The sequence below is a fragment of the Arthrobacter sp. P1_D4 genome (genome assembly GCF_056406115.1).
On sequence record NZ_JBFUAU010000015.1, the window covers coordinates 17760 to 34971 of the forward strand.

At 61.5% G+C, this 17212-nt stretch carries 10 protein-coding genes; 4 read left to right on the top strand and 6 right to left on the bottom strand.

Annotated features, from left to right (window positions below):
* Nucleotides 1–2: 2 nt before the first annotated feature.
* The 4 genes from AC1D0A_RS15290 to AC1D0A_RS15305 form a co-directional block, all read right to left on the bottom strand.
* On the bottom strand, nucleotides 3–1424 hold the full coding sequence (locus tag AC1D0A_RS15290) for a TY-Chap domain-containing protein (protein WP_476946193.1): 1422 nt from the start codon (nucleotides 1422–1424) through the stop codon (nucleotides 3–5).
* 147 nt (nucleotides 1425–1571) lie between these two features.
* Nucleotides 1572–2573 carry a sigma factor-like helix-turn-helix DNA-binding protein gene (locus AC1D0A_RS15295; RefSeq protein WP_476946194.1) on the bottom strand — a complete coding sequence of 334 codons (1002 nt, stop codon included), beginning with the start codon at nucleotides 2571–2573 and terminating at the stop codon, nucleotides 1572–1574.
* A 10-nt stretch (nucleotides 2574–2583) separates the two neighbouring features.
* Complete coding sequence (locus AC1D0A_RS15300) at nucleotides 2584–4134, bottom strand: ADP-ribosylglycohydrolase family protein (RefSeq protein ID WP_476946195.1); 1551 nt, start codon at nucleotides 4132–4134, stop codon at nucleotides 2584–2586.
* Nucleotides 4131–5090, bottom strand: coding sequence for an ARPP-1 family domain-containing protein (locus tag AC1D0A_RS15305; protein ID WP_476946196.1), 960 nt, complete (start codon nucleotides 5088–5090; stop codon nucleotides 4131–4133). The genes AC1D0A_RS15300 and AC1D0A_RS15305 overlap by 4 nt, the downstream gene beginning before the upstream one ends.
* A gap of 93 nt (nucleotides 5091–5183) precedes the next feature.
* On the opposite strand from AC1D0A_RS15305, the gene AC1D0A_RS15310 reads away from it, so the two are divergent.
* Entirely contained in the window at nucleotides 5184–5885 is a 702-nt protein-coding gene (locus AC1D0A_RS15310) for an NUDIX hydrolase (RefSeq protein WP_476946197.1), read from the top strand.
* 18 nt (nucleotides 5886–5903) lie between these two features.
* Here the strand turns inward: AC1D0A_RS15310 and AC1D0A_RS15315 are convergent, their stop codons facing one another.
* Nucleotides 5904–6617 (bottom strand): inositol monophosphatase family protein, encoded by a 714-nt coding sequence (locus tag AC1D0A_RS15315; RefSeq protein WP_476946198.1) that lies wholly within the window; start codon nucleotides 6615–6617, stop codon nucleotides 5904–5906.
* A gap of 311 nt (nucleotides 6618–6928) precedes the next feature.
* On the opposite strand from AC1D0A_RS15315, the gene AC1D0A_RS15320 reads away from it, so the two are divergent.
* The 3 genes from AC1D0A_RS15320 (at nucleotide 6929) to AC1D0A_RS15330 (ending at nucleotide 12423) form a co-directional block, all read left to right on the top strand.
* Nucleotides 6929–10084, top strand: a complete 3156-nt coding sequence (locus AC1D0A_RS15320) for a DEAD/DEAH box helicase (RefSeq protein WP_476946199.1) — start codon at nucleotides 6929–6931, stop codon at nucleotides 10082–10084.
* 286 nt (nucleotides 10085–10370) lie between these two features.
* Entirely contained in the window at nucleotides 10371–10691 is a 321-nt protein-coding gene (locus tag AC1D0A_RS15325; RefSeq protein WP_476946200.1) for a nucleotide pyrophosphohydrolase, read from the top strand.
* Nucleotides 10678–12423 (top strand): DNA/RNA helicase domain-containing protein, encoded by a 1746-nt coding sequence (locus AC1D0A_RS15330; protein ID WP_476946201.1) that lies wholly within the window; start codon nucleotides 10678–10680, stop codon nucleotides 12421–12423. Before AC1D0A_RS15325 ends, AC1D0A_RS15330 begins: the two co-directional genes overlap by 14 nt.
* A 113-nt stretch (nucleotides 12424–12536) precedes the next feature.
* Here the strand turns inward: AC1D0A_RS15330 and AC1D0A_RS15335 are convergent, their stop codons facing one another.
* A complete protein-coding gene (locus AC1D0A_RS15335) occupies nucleotides 12537–17105 on the bottom strand; it encodes a sacsin N-terminal ATP-binding-like domain-containing protein (RefSeq protein ID WP_476946202.1) in 4569 nt (1522 codons plus the stop codon).
* Nucleotides 17106–17212: the final 107 nt, after the last annotated feature.

Here is a 17212-nt window from a genome sequence, read left to right on the forward strand (position 1 = left end):
CGTCATCCCGCATTTCGCAGTGTCTGGACTTCGCCGGCCAGAGCGCGCTCCAAGGTCACGCCATGGTCCGCGTCTGGTCCGCTAATGAGCTGTTTGGTACTCCAGCGCAACTGCCAGGGATCTGGGCACTGCCGACCAAATCTCAGTCCTTTGAGAAGCTGGTGTCCGGCATCCTGGAGGGCAACTTTTTCCTTGCACCAGTGCGGAACTTCGTCGTCAGGGGCCAGCCAGTCTCGGGCTTCGAAATACTCTGCGTCGATCGGCCACTGTTCGTCGGGCAAGAACCGCTCGGAGACTACTTCGCACCATACGCCGTCGGCGCCGCGGGTACCCTGCGCGTAGGGACGGATGGAACCCTCTATGGGGTCGCCGTATTGAATTTGGAGAGAGCGGTTTCGGGGCACATTCGCTAGGAGCTCGCAGATGTATTCGCCTGCGCGTACCCAGGCGGCCTCCAAAGCGGAATCAGTGCGGTCTAATAGCGAGTGGTCGTAAGACTCGGAATCAGAAGCGGAAAATTGTTGATCCGCCTTGTAATCCGGGAGTGTGCGGAGTGCATCCTGCCAGCCGCCATAGTGCACAATCACCTCGATAGCTGAGGGGCGGTCACCTCCCAGCGACACCTCTGCCGTTACCCAGCGGTCATAAGTCTCGATATCCAATGGAAAATCACGACTTGAACATACTTCCAGGAAGTCCCGGGGCGCCCGAATGAAGTCGTCTTCGCTGAAACGGTCAGCGGCTCGGCGCAGCTGCAGTCCAACCATGCTCAGAGCCTGATCCCAGCTCCCACCACCGAGGCGCCGTGTCAGGGCCGAGACAGGCGCAGGCCAAGCTGCAGTGTCATCGAAGATATGGCCTCTAAGGCGCCTCGCTAGGGGTTCCGCCGTTGCCGCGTATTCCTCAACGGACAAGGATCTGGCAACCCGCGCTCGGATAGCCAGCTTGGTGGTCTCAGCGACTGCCAGAATCTCAGCCAAACGTCTCGGAGGATATTCAGCCCTACTCAAAAGCCGCAGTTCGGCGACCTCAGCCGTGGGCATCTGACCCAGCGTCAGCTGATAATCGGGTTCAATGCGGTGATGCTTGCCAATGACGTACAACAGGCTGAGTCTGTCACTGAGAGGGGGTGTCTCCGGCGCCGGCATGTCTTCGCAAACGCGTGGATCCCGGGGCCCGGGAAATTGGAGTAATTCAGTCATGATTTCCGAATCGATTTCCGCCCGTGTTCCGACGGTGGTGAGCACCGTCGGAATATTCGCCAAGGCGAATCCCGAGTCGGCCAGTCGCCAGACAAGGTGCGCCTGTTCATCGAGATCTGACATCGTGGCCGTGGCCCTGGCGCGGATACTGCGCATCCGCGCCAGTTCGTCGTCATCGCCGCTGAGTCCACCGGTGAGCGGAGAGCAGATGGTTTCTACCATGACCCCACACTTAGCCGCGATTACCCGAAGAGGATCGCCCCTGCGATATGCCTCGATCAAGGCCTCTGATCGGGTCCGATAGTCAGGCGCCATCCTGATCCCCCGCGTGATCGGCCGTTCTTCCACAATGTCCCCCAACTTCGGCGCCTACTCCTGCACTGACCGGACGGCATCCATCCACGTGCCGTAGATGTTGCGCACGGACGCACCTGACGGCCGTTCGCGACCTTCGGCAATCTCTTGTTTCACCCACACGTCATATCCTGCATACGTGGCATTTATTTCGGCAGCTGAGGCGAAGAAACAGAAATCGCGCACCGCGTCGTCGTAGTCTTCGCGGGTGAACTTCAACAGACCCTTCGGCCTGCCCTGAGAAGTTGTTCCGACGCCCATGGCTTCTAGGGCTTCGTTCCAGCCGCCGAAGCGTTTCGTGACCGTTTGGCGAGTTGGCGGCCAAGGGAACGCGCCCTGCCGCGATACGAGGCCAAGCGCAACCACTAGTTCGTCGCGGAGTTCCTGGTATCGCTTGCCGGTGATGCTGGATGTGGGGTTGCTGGCGAGGTGCTTCTGCGCCGCACCGATGACTCCGAGAATTGTGGCGATGTCATCGGGGGTTGCTTCCGCGGACCCGAGTGCGGCCCTCAGCTCGCCCATCAGCGAGAGATCCAGATTGACTGCTGCCCATCCACGGTCCGGGGCCAGCCGGAGTTCGGAACCGAGCAGGTACCAGACGCCTGCGGCAACAGCTTCTTTGGAGAAGATGTCGTCGATCTGACTCTTGTCGAAGACAATGCTTGACTCCCGGAGAACGTCCTCGGCTAGATCAACGTCGATCGCCGGGTAAAGCGCCTGCAGCTTAAGGACCGCGTCCGGCCGGGTGACGCCGCGCTTGGCCATCTGGCGCGCCAAGTCACCGTATTCCGTCAGAAACGCGTCGTGGGCGGCCTTTCGGACCGCTTCCCGTGCTGCAATCCGGTTCTTGCGGGATTCCTCGGCGTTCGTTCCGCCCACTTTGGCGACGATCTGCCGGACCCGCTCGCGGGTGATGCCGAAGCTCTGGCCGATGGCATCGAGGGTCTCGCCGTCCGAGTAGCGCTCCACCATAACGGCGTCGCGCTGCTCCCGACTGAGTTCAGGAGTTGTAGTCATGATCACATTCCTACCAGTAGCGTCGGACATTTTTGGACACCCCGGTCGTGGCTCCTTCAACATGAAGTGCTGCGGCTGTTCCGGCTTCCCTCAGCAACCCCAGGAAGAACCCATTCGGACTGGCCCCAGGCAGTACCAGCCGCACATCCTCCAGCGCGTCCAGCGGAGATACCCCAGCCACCTGCGCCCCGTACAGTGCCGCCACGGTCGGGGTTCGGGACTCGGCGCGAACGCAGTGCAGCAGCACCGTCTTGCCCTCCGCGCGGAAGCGTTCGACGGCGGCGGACGCGTCCCGCAGCACGAACGAGGCGTGCGCGTTGTCCTCCTCAACAGGGGAGTCGATGACCCAGAACGTGGCGTGGTCTTCCGGCGCCACGCCCGGCATGTCCAAAGTTCCCAGCCGGCACAGCGACACCACGGCATCGATCCCCAACTCGGCCACCCGTCCGAGCGAGCCGACGCCTCCCAGCCAGACGCCGTCGTCGTGCGGGTGCTGGACCAGCGCGTCGGTGCGGCCCCACATGCTGTAGTCCTGGTGTTCGGCTCGTGGCCAGGATGCGGGCCTGCGGCCCTCGCCTCGGCCGAGCTCCATGCCAAGCATCATCAGGTCGCGGACCCGGAGCCCGGGCCAGCCGTGCAGGCGACGCCGCCATTCGAACGGTACGGCCGTGTAACCGTAGGCAGCACCCAGCAGCCCGCCGGCGATGGCGGCGACGGTGTCCGTGTCCCGGCCGCCGCGGACGGCTTCCTCCAGCGCGGCCCGCAGGTGCGCCGGGCCCGAAGCCGACAGGCCCGTGAAGTGGATGGCACTCCAAGCACCCTGGAACGCCTCCACCACCCAGCCGTTGCGGGTGAAGTCCCGCGGCCGGGACCGCTCGGCCATTTCAATCCGCCCCAGCCACACGTTCGCCCGCTCCGTGGACAGCAGAGACAGCCCGGCCCGGACGTCGAGCCGCCCGGTCAGGACCGCCGCGCGGATGGCCACGCACCAGAGCCCGCAGGCTTCCTGCGCATCCGGGTCGGCGTGGGTCAGGGCGCTGAGCACCCCGGCCTGCGTCAAGAGCTCGGCCGGGTCCCGGTCAAGGTATGCCAGAGCCAGCGGTGCTGTGCGCATCAGCGAGCCGTTGCCGGCGCTGCGGCCGGTTCGGGCGTGGAAGTCCGCGGCCGCGGCGCTGAAGTCGGCCGCACGGACCTTGCTCCGGCCGGCCTCGGAAGCGAGCCAGCCGGCGGCAGCGATGACCGAGCTGGTCTGGGCGCCCACGTCCTTGGCCTCGGCGGCCCACGCCGTCCAGGCCCGGACCATCATGGTGAGCGCCGCGGGGGAGGAGGACCCGGCGTCGGACGCTGCCTCCAGCAAGGCCTGGGCAATCGGGACGGCCATGGAGGTGTCGTCGGTCCACTCGGCCGGCGCGAACCCGAAAGGGCCGCCGCCCTTCATGGTGACCTCGGCGCCGTCTGGCAGCGGCGCGCCGAACTCGTACCCGGCTCCGAGAGCGTCGCCGGCGGCCAGGGCGACGAGGACGCCGGCCGCGCGGTCATTCTGCAAGGGGGTCAGTTTCATGCCAGCTCCATCAGGGGGTGTTTGGTGTTCCAGCCGGTCAGGTGGGCCAGCTGGGGGCGGCGCTCGGGGAGCTCGACGGCGATGCCCGCCGCGGACACCGGGCCGGCGGCCCGGGAGACATTGCGGCTCCGGAGGGCGCCGTGGCTCCGGACTTCAACCGCCGCGGTGCCGCCGTCGAACGCGCCGAAGTCCATCGCCTGGACGTGGGCGGCGAAATCGCGGGCCCGCTGGCCCGGCATGGGACCGGAGGCCAGCGCCTGGGGTGAGAGGAGCTCCAGGTCCAGCAGCGCGGAATCGATCAGCTGGCGGTAGTGCCGGCGGAACAGCGTGCCGGTGCCGAAGACCTCCAGAAGCAGCGGCTGCTGGCCCAGACCGATCACCACGCCGCGCTGACCTTCCAGCGCGGCCGGTGCGTCCGCGGCATCGAAGCGGTTGTGCACGTCCTCCGTGAACCGGTCCATGTGGTCGAGCAGGGAACTGGTCACCGAGGCTCCCCGCGCTGAGTCGAAGCGGCTGACCCGCTCCCAGATGCGGCCCTGCCGGTTGCCGCCGCGATGGCCGTCGGGACCGTCAGCCAGCTCGGACCAGACGTTCAGCGGGGCGCGCCGTGCCTGCCGGCGGTGGCTGGCTTCCCCGGCTTCCCAGCGGCCGGCTTCGACGCAGAAGGTGTCGATGTCGCGGGTTTCGCCGGGACCCAGGACGACGTCGCGGGCGCAGGTCCGGTGCTGCTGTCCGCCCTCGAGCAGTTCGCCTTCCAGCAGCAGGGCCGGGCGCGGGCCGTTGTTGGTGACGGTGAGCCGGGCGACCTGGGGGCCGCTGGCGAGTTCGGTCACGGCGACGTCGGCGTGGGTGCCGGTGCTGATGCCCAGGCTGCCGGAGCCGGAGGTCCAGACGGGGAAGATACTGAGGGGGCCGAGCCGGCTGCCGGCGCCGACGTGGAGCTGGGGGACTTTCATGGGGAACCTCCGATTGATTTAGATCATTTCTGCGCTAATTGACTCCAGTATGCACGGCTTGCATCTTTAGCGCAATAGTGAAATAAATGGCCTGTGAAGGATTCCCAGAACAGCCCAGGAACGTCTCTGCTCGACTACCCGCGCCCCTCGGTGGCGGTGGACACGGCGGTGCTGACGGTGGCGGACGGTTCCGTCTGCGTGCTGCTGGTGCGGCGCGCGGAGGATCACCAACACGGAAAGTGGGCGCTGCCGGGCACCTTCCTGCGGGAGCGCGAGACCCTGGCGGAAGCGGTGCTGCGCTGCCTGCGGGAGAAGGCCGGGATCTCCGGGCGCGTGCCACGCCAGCTCCAGGTCTTCGACGACCCGGCGCGTGACGACCGCGGCTGGGTCTTGTCTGTGGCGCACGTGGACGTAGTGCCGCTCGCAGCACTCGAATCGGCGTTAGAGTCCGACGGCGTCCGGCTGGCTTCCGTGACCGGGGAGCCGGAGCTGATCTCAGGGCTGCCGTACGGTCACGCGGACATTGTCGCGAAGGCGGTTGAGTGGCTGCGGGCCGCCTACGCGGAGGCGCCGGATCCGGGGGAGCTTCTGGATGAGCCATTCACGCTGAAGGATCTCCGTGAGCTGCACGAGGCCGTGGCGGGCGAGACTTTGATGCGTGACACGTTCCGGCGGTTCATGGAGCCAAAGCTGGCTGGGACGGGGCAGATGTCCGACGGGACGCGGGGGAGACCGTCACGGTTGTGGGTGCGGACAGGAGCTGATTATCGGGACCACGGAAATGGCCGCCGTTAGCTAGTTCCTCAAAGATCGTCAGATCCTAATCTTCACGAGAACATCGAGCATTTCACGAAAGACTGGGTCCCGTCCCGCGGCCACATCAAGCCGCTCGGACTTAGAAGGAAAGACGACGAAATCTCCCGACCAGTCCGTGAGATGAACCCCAGCTTCTCGCAGGATCACTGCCGCCGGAGCCAACAATGCCGTGCTAATGCCACGCTGAAAATGCCCTTGTGTGACACACGCGGCCACGTTGACGAGATCGAGAGACGGAACGCCCCGGTGCCGCAAGTCCCGACGCTCAGAAAACAACTTGGCTGCGGCACGGAAGACGGAAGCGGAATACTCTGCTTGTTCTGGAAGCGCAAATGTCAAGATGGATGACGACAGATGCTCCTGTCGTAACTCGGGAAGAAGCTGCGGCTCGGAGCCCAGCCGCTCATCCTGAATCCATGCACCCTCGCCGTGAGCCGCCATGTACTGTCTGCCCCCAAATACGTCGGCGATCACACCAAGGATGGGAAGTCCGCGCCAGAGCAAGGCAAAAGAAACCGAAGCGTGTTCGATGCCGTGAAGTAAATTACCTACCCCGTCTACAGGGTTCATCACCCAGGTGTAATCCGACTCTGACGATGGCAGAGGCGCTGCCGTGGGTAGCACCGGCGCATCGAAGAAATCCCTCAGCCGGCCCTGCGATCTTCCTTCTATGCCCGATGAAAGCCAGAGAGTGCTTTCTTCTTCGGACATGTGCCGGCGTTGAGAAACAGAGGATGGGCCAGACGCCATAGACCTCAGTTGGTTGGCACAAGAGCCCGCGTAGTCAGCGAGTATGCGCATCAGGCGTGGCAAGTCAGGTGAAGTTTGGCCGGGAGGGGTCATCTGACTCCAATGATTGAGGTTGTTGAAGCATTGAAACACGAGATTTCATGGAACCCATATTCCCGGGAATGACGTGAGTGCTGAATCGAGGACCGCCCTCGGAACGAGTCAATTCCTGAATGACCGCCACATGATCGTTGGGTTGTTGATTTTCGAACTCCAACAAATACCCTGGCCCAGTGACTTATTTCAGTGGGGGAAAGACAGCCGATGAGCTGCGTGAAGGTTTGTATGAACGGCTTAAAACGGACGGTCTTGGCATTTTGCTCGACAAATCGCCTGCGCTTCAGCCAGTCTTCGCAGACATAGACGACGAAGACTCCCCAGATATCATCTCCCGCCACGTCGCCGACGCTGTTCGGCGAGCCCTCGCGACAGCCAAACCCACCGAACGCGTGGCCCTCGCCAACAAGCTCCTCGGAGAGCTACAGCATGCAGACCGCATCTCACCCGGTCCCACCCAGCTCCAGTCGCTCCACCGGCCGGACACGCTCAAACGCCGCAGCTTGCGCCGCCCCACCACCAAACTGAGCGACTCCGCCCTCCTGACTAACAGCAAAGACGATCCCAACCTCGCCGCAGAACTCAGGACAGAGATCGAATCGGCCAATACCGTGGACCTACTCTGCGCCTTCGTCCGCTGGACCGGACTCAGGCTCCTCGAACCTGCCCTCGCACAGCTCAAGGAACGCGGCGCCAAACTCCGCGTCATCACCACCACCTACATGGGCGCCACAGAACGCCGGGCCATCGACGAACTCGTCACCCGATACGGGGCCGAGGTGAAGATCAGCTACGAAACCCAGGCCACCCGGCTCCACGCCAAGGCCTGGCTGTTCCGCCGCAACTCAGGATTCGACACCGCCTACGTCGGCAGCTCCAACCTCAGCCAGGCAGCCCTCCTGGACGGCCTGGAATGGAACGTCCGGCTCAGCTCCGTCGGCACGCCCGCCCTGCTGCAGAAGTTCGAGGTCACCTTCGACAGCTACTGGGCGCAGCGCGCCTTCCAAAGCTACGATCCGGAACGCGACGGCGAAAGGCTGGACGCCGCCCTGGAACGCAACGGCGGCCGGCGGACGGCAATCCCCGGGGCAGCCACTGGACTCGAAATCCAGCCGTTTCTCCACCAGGAGGAGATGCTCGAAGACCTGGAGGCTGAGCGGCTCAAGGGTTTCGACCACAACCTCGTGGTCGCGGCGACAGGTACCGGGAAGACCGTCATCGCAGCCCTGGACTACAAACGCCTTTGTGAGGCGGCCGGCCGTGATCTGAAGCTGCTCTTTGTCGCCCACCGTCAGGAAATCCTGAAACAGGCCATGCGCACTTACCGTGACGTCATGCAGGACGGCGCCTTCGGCGAACTCTACGTCGGGGAACACAAACCGGGGCAGTGGAAGCACATCTTCGCCTCCGTCCAGTCGCTGTCATCCCTCGGCATTGAACAGCTGCCACCCGACTTTTTCGACGTCGTGGTGATCGATGAATTCCACCACGCCATGGCGCCCACCTACCGCCGGCTGCTGGACCACCTGCAGCCGCAGCAGCTCCTCGGACTGACCGCGACGCCGGAACGCGGCGACGGCGTCGACGTCGCCAAGCAGTTCTTCGACGGTCGCACCGCCAGCGAACTGCGCCTCTGGGACGCGCTGGATGCCGACCTGCTGGTGCCGTTCCACTACTTCGGCGTCTCGGACGACGTTGACCTCAGCCAATTGGAGTGGAAGCGCGGCAACTACGACACCACACAGCTGAGCAACCTCTACACCGGCAACGACGCCCGCGCCGCCAAGGTAATCCGCGAACTCCGCGACAAGGTCACCAGCACGGAGCAGATGCGGGCCATCGGCTTCTGCGTCTCGGTCCAGCACGCCCACTACATGGCCGAGGTCTTCAACCGCGCCGGCATCGCCTCCGTCGCGGTCGACGGGAGCACCGACGACGCCGACCGTGCGGCGGCTCTTAAACGTCTCGCCGCCCGCGAGATCAACTGCATCTTCGCCGTCGACCTCTTCAACGAAGGCGTAGACCTGCCGCAGGTGGACACTATCCTGCTGCTCCGGCCCACGCAGAGCGCCACGATCTTCCTTCAGCAGCTGGGGCGCGGGCTGCGCCGTGCCGAGGGCAAGGCAGTCCTGACGGTCATGGACTTCATCGGCCAGCAGCGGCGTGAGTTCCGTTTCGATCTGCGCTACCGGGCGCTTACCGGCTATGGGCGCAAGGAGCTGGAAAAGGCTGTCGAGGATGAATTCCCTTACCTGCCGTCGGGCTCGCAGATCGTGCTGGACCGGGTGGCGCAGAAGGTGGTATTGGACAACATCAAGGCCCAGCTGCGGTTCAACCGAGCGCAGCTCGTCCGGGACATCGCCTCGTACGCGGAGACCGAATTGGAGGCCTACCTGGAGCGGTCCGGGAACGACGTGAAGTCGATCTACCGTTCGACCAAGGATTCCTGGACCGGCTACCTTCGCCAGGCCAGTTTGATCCACGGGTTCTCGCCGGTCGAAGCTGTCCTCAGTGGGAAGATCCAGGACCTGTCGGACTCGGGCGAGGAGAGGCTCCTCGGCCGCATGGCAGCGCTGATCCATGTGGACGATCTTGAACGCGCCGAGGCTTACTCGATGCTCGTCGGCGCCGACGCGCCCCGCTACGCGGACCTCGGCATGCGGGAGCAGACGTTCGCCCGCATGCTGTTCTACACGCTCTGGGACGACGGCGGCGGTTTCGCGACGTACGACGCCGGCCTCGACTACCTGCGCGGCTACCAGTTTGTCTGCAGCGAGATCCGCCAGATCGTGAAGCTCGGCGTGGCGGCGTCCAGGCATGCCGCCACGGGCCTCGGGGCGGGCCTGCAGAACGTCCCGTTGCTGTCGCACGCGACGTACCGGCGCGAGGAGATCCTAGCGGGCTTGCAGTACGGATCGCTGGAGCTTGGCAAAAACGTGCAGCACCGGGAGGGCGTGGCCTGGTGCCCGGCGACTTCCACGGACGCCTTCTTTGTCACGCTCAATAAGGACGACAAGAAGCACTCGGCCACCACCATGTACAAGGACTACGCCATCAGCCCAGAGCTGTTCCATTGGGAATCGCAGAACGCGACATCGCCGGGAAGCCCGACTGGCCGGCGGTACCTGGACCGTGCTTCCCACGGCTCGAAAATCCTCATCTTCACCCGGGATACTTCAGAGGATGAGACCGGGCTGACCGTTCCGTACACGTGTCTGGGCCAGGTGGATTACGTCCAGCACGCGGGGGAGAAGCCGATCGCTATCACTTGGAAGCTGCACCGGCCCATGCCGGCGGATGTGTTTGCGACGGCGGCTGCGGTGGCCCAATAGTTCTCGGCCGCCGCGGTGGCGCAGTAGTTCTCTAATAACGCGAGGTCAATTTGTCTCAAGTTCTAGGCGGCCACGGACGGTGCAGAACACACCGAATGCTAGGAAGGACCTGGTGGCCGGTTTATGGACTATTTGTGCCTAGTAATCTACCCGGACTGCCTGGGTCCGTGCGGCTAACCGATGCTCGAGGTCATCGATGAACCCCCTGGTTATCGTGGCCAGCTGGCATCGGTGACTGAACATACAGTTCCTCGGACTTGCATGATTGGGGGCATGCGGTGAAATCATGTCTGAAAAATCTGTAGTTCAGTTGCTGCGGGAGTTTGTTTCCGAGCGTGAGTGGGGTCAGTTCCACAGTGGCTCAAATTTAGCGAAATCGATCTCGATTGAGTCGGGCGAACTCTTGGAGTGCTTCCAGTGGGGCGAAGAGGCAGACCCGGCGCGAGTTCAGTCGGAACTTGCAGATGTCCTGACTTATGCATACCTGCTGGCTGATCGTCTAGGCCTCGACCCTGACACGATAGTGGCAAGGAAACTGGAAGAATCTCGGAGCAAGTACCCGGTAGACAAGGCTCGTGGGCGGAGTCTGAAGTATGACGAGCTTTAGGATTGAACGACGAAATTTTACGCCTCACGCCGTCGAGCAATTGAGCCACAGCGGCGACCGATTCACCAACTGGCCGGTCGTGTACACGTTAAATGACTCAAAGGATGTCTATGTCGGCGAGTCAAGAAGTGCCTCTTCCCGCATGCGGCAGCATCTAAAATCACCCGAAAAAAGCGTTTTACAAAAAATGCACCTTGTGATCGATGATACTTTCCATAAGTCAGCCTGCCTTGACCTGGAGTCATTTCTGATCAGGCTGTTCGCCGGTGAGGGGCGCTACCGGGTGTTGAATGGGAATGGTGGAATAACCGACTCTGATTACTACGATCGCGCAAATTACGCAACTTCTTTCAGGCAAATATTTGATGAACTGCGTACAGAAGGAATGTTTGAACGCTCGATTCCTGAAATAGAAAACAGCGATCTCTTTAAGTTTTCACCGTTCAAGGCGCTGAATCATGATCAAGCAGGCGCGGTCGCTGACATAATGGATGGAATTCTGGCTGACATTGAGGATAAAGAACGAAGCACCAGCGTCATCCAAGGCGACCCTGGCACGGGAAAAACGATCATCGCAATTTACCTCATGAAACTCATTAGTGATATCCAGCTTTCAAAAGAGGGGGAAAATTTTGATAGCGACTCGATTTTTTCGGATTACTTCTTAGAAGGAAACCGCGATCTACTTGAAGATTTCAAGATCGGTCTGGTGGTCCCACAGCAATCGCTGCGTTCGTCAATCAAGAAGGTATTTTCCAAAACACCTTCGCTTCAACCGGCCATGGTTCTGAGTCCATTTGACCTTTCTCCCGCGGAGGGGGAGCACTATGACTTACTGATAGTTGACGAAGCACATAGGCTGAGCCAGCGTGCCAACCAACCGTCAGGACCCCAGAACAAGAAATATCGTGAGATTACCGAAGCCCTATTTGGCATGGATGACCTTTCGATCACTCAGCTGGATTGGATTCGCAAATGCAGTAGGCACCAAATCCTACTAGTAGACGCCGAACAGAGCGTAAGGCCTGCTGACCTACCCCAGGACTTGGTTCGATCTCTCTTGCTAAAATCTCAGGGCGAGAAGCGGTATTATCGTTTACATTCCCAAATGCGCGTCAAGGGCGGCGCCGACTATATCAAGTATGTTCGTGGGATGCTTTCGGCCGAGCCGCCGCTTTATGTGCAATTTGATGACTACGATTTTAGATTGTTTGATGACGTCAAGGACATGCATGAGGCGATCCGCAGGCGGGAGTCTGAGACCCAACTTGCTCGCCTTGTTGCCGGATACGCGTGGCCTTGGATAACGAAGCTTGACCCTAAGGCATTCGACATTGAAATTGACGGGCTCCAGCTTCGCTGGAACCAGACCCAAACCGACTGGATTAACTCGAAGAATTCAGTAGACGAGGTTGGCTCCATCCACACGGTCCAGGGATACGATCTGAACTATGCCGGTGTCATCATCGGTCCCGATCTCCGCTTTGATCCGAAAACGCAATCTATCGTTATCGACCGGGGTAGCTACTTCGACAAAAAAGGCAAGGAAAACAATCCCAAGCTGGGTTTGGTGTATACCGATGATGACTTGCTCAGATACATCATCAACATATATGCCGTCCTCATGACAAGGGGTATGCACGGGACTTACGTTTACGTTCACGACAAGGCACTCCGCGAGTACCTCCGCGATTTCATTCCTCCGGGGACGCGGACTAGTCGGCCATGCTAATTTTCGGGTGCTTCTTGTCGGACGAGAGGCTCACTTGGCGTCTCATAACGACGGATTCGGGGACGGCGCTTCGATGCCGCAGGTGAAACATCCGGCATCAGTTGAAGTTTCGATCAACAACCACTCGGGGTGTCAACCCTTACTCCTGAGCTGGCGGCTTCCGCGTCCTGGGCTTGCTGTTCGCCGGCGGGCACCTGCGGTGTGCCAAACGAGTAAACCAAGGCCCGTGCGTTGTTGACGCCACTGAGATGAATTGTTCCCGTGGGCTCGACCGAAAGTTGAGTGAGGGGGTCCGTTAGAATGCGCACTTCAGGTTGATCGGTTCCTTGCTCCACATTTCCAACCAGCACCAAGAAGAAGTCCTCGGTATTCAAGGCTCGCTGAACTTCGGAATCGGTTAGCTGGACGACGTTTGGTATCGCACCTCGGTAAACCTTGAGCTCGAAAAATCGCTGCAAATCATCGATCGCATCTGCGCCAACATTGTGTTGGTTTCTGATGTCTACAATTCCAGCTTCCTCACCCCCAAGGACGTGGCGGACGAGAGCCATGCCTACTGATTCTCGTTCTTCGGGAGTGTAATTGACCGGGCCGCGGCCCACCGACGGTTGCTTCGGTTTGCCCCGATCTGGCGACTTCAGCGCAATGGTTTTCTCCGTGCGTCGAGAGGAATCTGCACCAGTCTCTCCACTGTCTCGGATGGTTCCATCAGGGTTGAGGATTGTCAGGTTACTGGGGTCGACGAGTATGCGGGCTGGGAGAGGGAGACTGTCATTTGGCGCCGGCCGCGAGCCGTCGGCGGTTTGGATCTTAGGCGCAGGCCAGTGGTTGATCCCGCGCTTCGCTTTTGCCTGACGTCGGAGATTGTCTAGCCGGTTTTCGCTTGCGGTTTCACGACGAGCAGCCTCATCGGCTGCTCGTCGCGAGGCGAGAGTCACGGTCTCGGCGCGGTGACCGTCTACTCCATCGGACCAAGCCGCCATCCATGCTTGAGCGACCCGACGGGCTTCGATGCCGAACAGGGAAGCGAGTGCGTTGCCTCCGGTGGCTGCCCGACCACCCTCAGCGGCGTCCTCTAGATATAAAGTCCTCGCTGACGAGTCGATCCATGCCCCCACGCGAAGAGGCGATCTGTCTTTGAGCTGGGCGTGGTTCACGCTCAGGCTGAGTCCGGGAAGAACTCGTACGTCGTAGCCAACGAGTTCATCCCAAGGTACGGTCAGTGCCTGCTCCGCCACTGCGTCGTTCATCGAGAGATCGGCTTGGAGGTTTCGGACGGCTCGCGGGAAGACCTCAGCAACCCACTCATCCTCAAACGCGTTCTTCCCACCCACAACGCGCACGGCGCTTTCATCGAGCCTCGTCAGCGCGAGAGGTTCGATCAAATTGTCGAATTGCCGAACATCGCCCCCTGGTTTCCAGACTGCGGTGGTTTCTTCTAACGCTTCTGCGAGCTGCCGATTCACGATAGCTAGCACCGGCCGTCGCGTGGTCCATCCTTGACTCGTCCAGGCAGGCGTACGGCTCAGATTTTTTCTCCCAAGACCGGACCCGCTTTCGACGCTTTTGGACATGAGCCGCAGCGACTCGAGCATTACTATCAGTCGATCGGGATTCATCACGTCGCTCTTCGCGACTGCGCGGATGACGTCGCGCGCGTCATCGAGCGAGGGTGGCCGAACGCCGACGAGGCGCCAGAGGCGTTCCGTACCGGAAACTGCTGGTACGAATGCTCGATAGTCTCCGAAGACGGGGGGGCCGCCTAGGACGGAGCTCGGACGGCGCCAACCGTTCTTTGTGGCGATGAGACCCTGATCTCGTCCGAACGCAGCCACGGCATGGGCCCTGGACAGATCACCGACCGATCTCTCGGATATCATGCTGGACGGGATCTGCTGTGCTAGGGCTTGATACAAAGGGGCGGCTGCCTCTTCAGCGGCGGCGGGGTCATCTCCATGTGTGGCGCGCACGTCTTCGAGCGCCCGGATCAGCTCACTAGCCCTTGGGTCGCCGTGCACTTCGAGTTTCTCAAGGACGTGGTGCCATGCAGGGTTGTCATGCTCTGAATGGAGGAAATTAGTCGGGTCGGAGCCATGAAGGGCTACATTCCCGGGGCTGCGGAGATTCAAGCTGGAGGGTCGAGCCGCCCTGCGGTTGCCGTCGGATAGCCAGGCAATCGAAGCCGCGCTGAACAGCCAACAGGCGGGAACGATGCCGCGGTCCTGCCATACGTGGTGTGGCTCCACAGCTGATGCTTCAGAGTGCGTGCCGATTCTGTCCCATGCCTTGGTCAGAGTTGAAAGCACAGCGTTGGCGCGTCGTCGCCGCTCCACCGCGAACTTCTCGGCCGCGATGCTGCGGAGCACCGCATCTAAGTCGGGTGAGATGAAGTCATCGATGGTGAATGTCGCACGTTTCTGTTGTAGAACTTCCCTGCGATTAGGTAGTTCCGGAAGGTCCCGGGGCACGCCCGGTTTCCCGTTGGCAAAGCGCTGCCTGGCTTTGGGGTGCGCAATCAGCCGCGGCGCAGTCTCCGCTCCAAGGAGGCGGAAGAGCCGCTGCGCGCCAATGCCAGTCCTGCCAGATTCGGCACGCAACGCTTTCCCATACCGACGGTGAAGCCAAGTCAAGCCGGCTGTCTTGCCCGCGGCTGCTTGCCACGTGCCAGCCTCGCGCTCAATGATGTAGGCATCGCACGGCCTTGCTTTAACGTCGATACGTTGGCCCCTTAGGTCGTACTCGGTGGCATCCAATCGAACGGCCATGCCGATGCCTGGCCCCCAATTGGCTCGGTCCGTGTCATTGGCAGCCTCGAGCGCAGCCCGGAGCTCCTCTGCTTGAGCGTCACTGAGAGGATGCGGTAGTTCGTCGCCGATTCGTCCGGAGCGAGCAAGCCGGGCAAGAGCCTGTCCAGGCGTTGCTCCGACGAGAAAACGGTCACGCTCGACGAGCCAAGTCTGGACCCGATGCCAGCCGTGACGTGCGATGTACTCAGGATGCAGCCGTAGACCCATCCGTAGAACGTGCCAAAGTGCCGCAGCGTCTTCATCGACGATCGCCGACGTACCGGTTACTTCGTCCGGTGATACTCGTGACCCGTCGTCTAGGACTAGACAGGGAACACCGGATAGTTTCAAACCAATGCCATGGGTAATAGCGACGGCTGTCAGGTCACTGACGAAGGCCGGTGGACGGCTGAGCTCTTCCAGCAGTGGTAGGGCGTCGCCAACGCTGACGACTTCGGGCGTCGGGGCACCTACACTGGCCAAATCCGCTAGGGCAACCCGCCACAGCTCTTCCGAATCCCGGGCATCCAATGGAAGTGCTGCCGGCCGCCCAGCCAGTTTTGCGGTGTCTTCGGGCTGAAGGATGGAAGTGAGGTCGGGGTGTTCGAATGCCAAATCATCCATGCCGACTTGACCATGGCTGGGTGTGTGCAATCTCAGGGTCTTAGCGAGCGTCGTCCGCGCATCCGTCATCAGCAGGCCGTCGATAGCCTGGCGTATTCTGCCGTGAGTTCGGACGTCCTTGTTTAGCTCGTCGACGAGCGGAATGGTCGCCCACCCCAACTGAGGGGAATGATCAAAAACGTCCAGGCAGGCATCCAGCCACAGCCGACTGACGGCCGAGATCAATCCGATGTTCCAATCGTTGTCGGCCACATCGCGTCGACTGGCGAGCGGATCAAACTGTGCTGAGACGCGGAAGGGAAATCCAACCGGGCGCACGGGGAGCCCGACATGGATATGACCCGGATCATGATGGCCGGCAGGGAACGCAATCGAGACCAGTGTCGTAGCAGCCTGAGCCTTCAGGGAGCGGCTCAGATGCAATGGTGTCGGCGCGTCCTGCGAGTAGACGAGCCATCGGCGCCCGTCGCTGGCACTCACCACGCGCGACGACATACTTCCGCCGGGAACGTTGAGCTGGGTTAGTTCTCCTCGCGAAAGGGATGCACCTGAAACGGGGTCGCCATCGCGGTCGAGAACTTCCACAGTTCGCACGCTGCTTAGGAAGATAAGCCCAGCGTCGCCCCAGGAATCTAGCCAAGATGCAATCTCGTCCTCCGTTACGGCATCGCCCCTGATAGGTATGCGGAATACGGTTGTTCCGTCGCCGCCGGTGCCTTCCGGGAAGCCCCGGGAGTCTAAGGGCGTCAGTCGTTGCGACGCTAAGGAGAGATGGAAATGGCCGCAGTAAACCTCCAGGGAATCCGACAGCGACCTTAAGGTCATGAGTCCGATCCCGAACCGTCCGAGACTTTTGGAGTCAGCGGACTTCAGGCTCAACCAGGGGGTAGCGAGTCCCATCACATCCATAAGGCGCAAGGGACTGCCATTGTGACTGCACAGGATGGCGTTCCCAGTGGGTCCTGACTCAACCGCGAACGTGACCCGCGTTGCGCCGACATCATCGGCATTTTGGATTAGCTCGGCAAGCCCTTGCAGCCGGTCATCGCTCAAGTGGCCCGCGTTGGTTTCTGCACCACGCAGGGCTTGGCGAATCGAGGCAGGGAGCTCGCTGAATAGTTGGCCGAGCCTGCGAACCGCGGCAGCCGCGGCCGCTTCGTTTGTCGGTTCCTTCGGATCGAGAAACGGTGTTCCGGGTTCGTGATGGAACACGCGTTCTGCGGCTTCGGCGGCCCCGTCGACGTCGAAAGTGCTTTCCGGTTGTCCAGGCACAGGGCTCCTAGCTGAATTTAGATCGATAGCGGTACAGCTGTCTTCTCAAAACATAACCGCGGTTGCCGGTCGCCGCGGTGCAACCCACCGCGGACCGAAGCGAAAGT

Coding starts and splice junctions, on each gene's coding strand:
- AC1D0A_RS15300 (WP_476946195.1), bottom strand. CDS start 4,134: ATGAAACTGACCCCCTTGCAGAATGACCGCGCGGCCGGCGTCCTCGTC.
- AC1D0A_RS15290 (WP_476946193.1), bottom strand. CDS start 1,424: ATGGTAGAAACCATCTGCTCTCCGCTCACCGGTGGACTCAGCGGCGAT.
- AC1D0A_RS15305 (WP_476946196.1), bottom strand. CDS start 5,090: ATGAAAGTCCCCCAGCTCCACGTCGGCGCCGGCAGCCGGCTCGGCCCC.
- AC1D0A_RS15325 (WP_476946200.1), top strand. CDS start 10,371: ATGTCTGAAAAATCTGTAGTTCAGTTGCTGCGGGAGTTTGTTTCCGAG.
- AC1D0A_RS15315 (WP_476946198.1), bottom strand. CDS start 6,617: ATGTCCGAAGAAGAAAGCACTCTCTGGCTTTCATCGGGCATAGAAGGA.
- AC1D0A_RS15295 (WP_476946194.1), bottom strand. CDS start 2,573: ATGACTACAACTCCTGAACTCAGTCGGGAGCAGCGCGACGCCGTTATG.
- AC1D0A_RS15330 (WP_476946201.1), top strand. CDS start 10,678: ATGACGAGCTTTAGGATTGAACGACGAAATTTTACGCCTCACGCCGTC.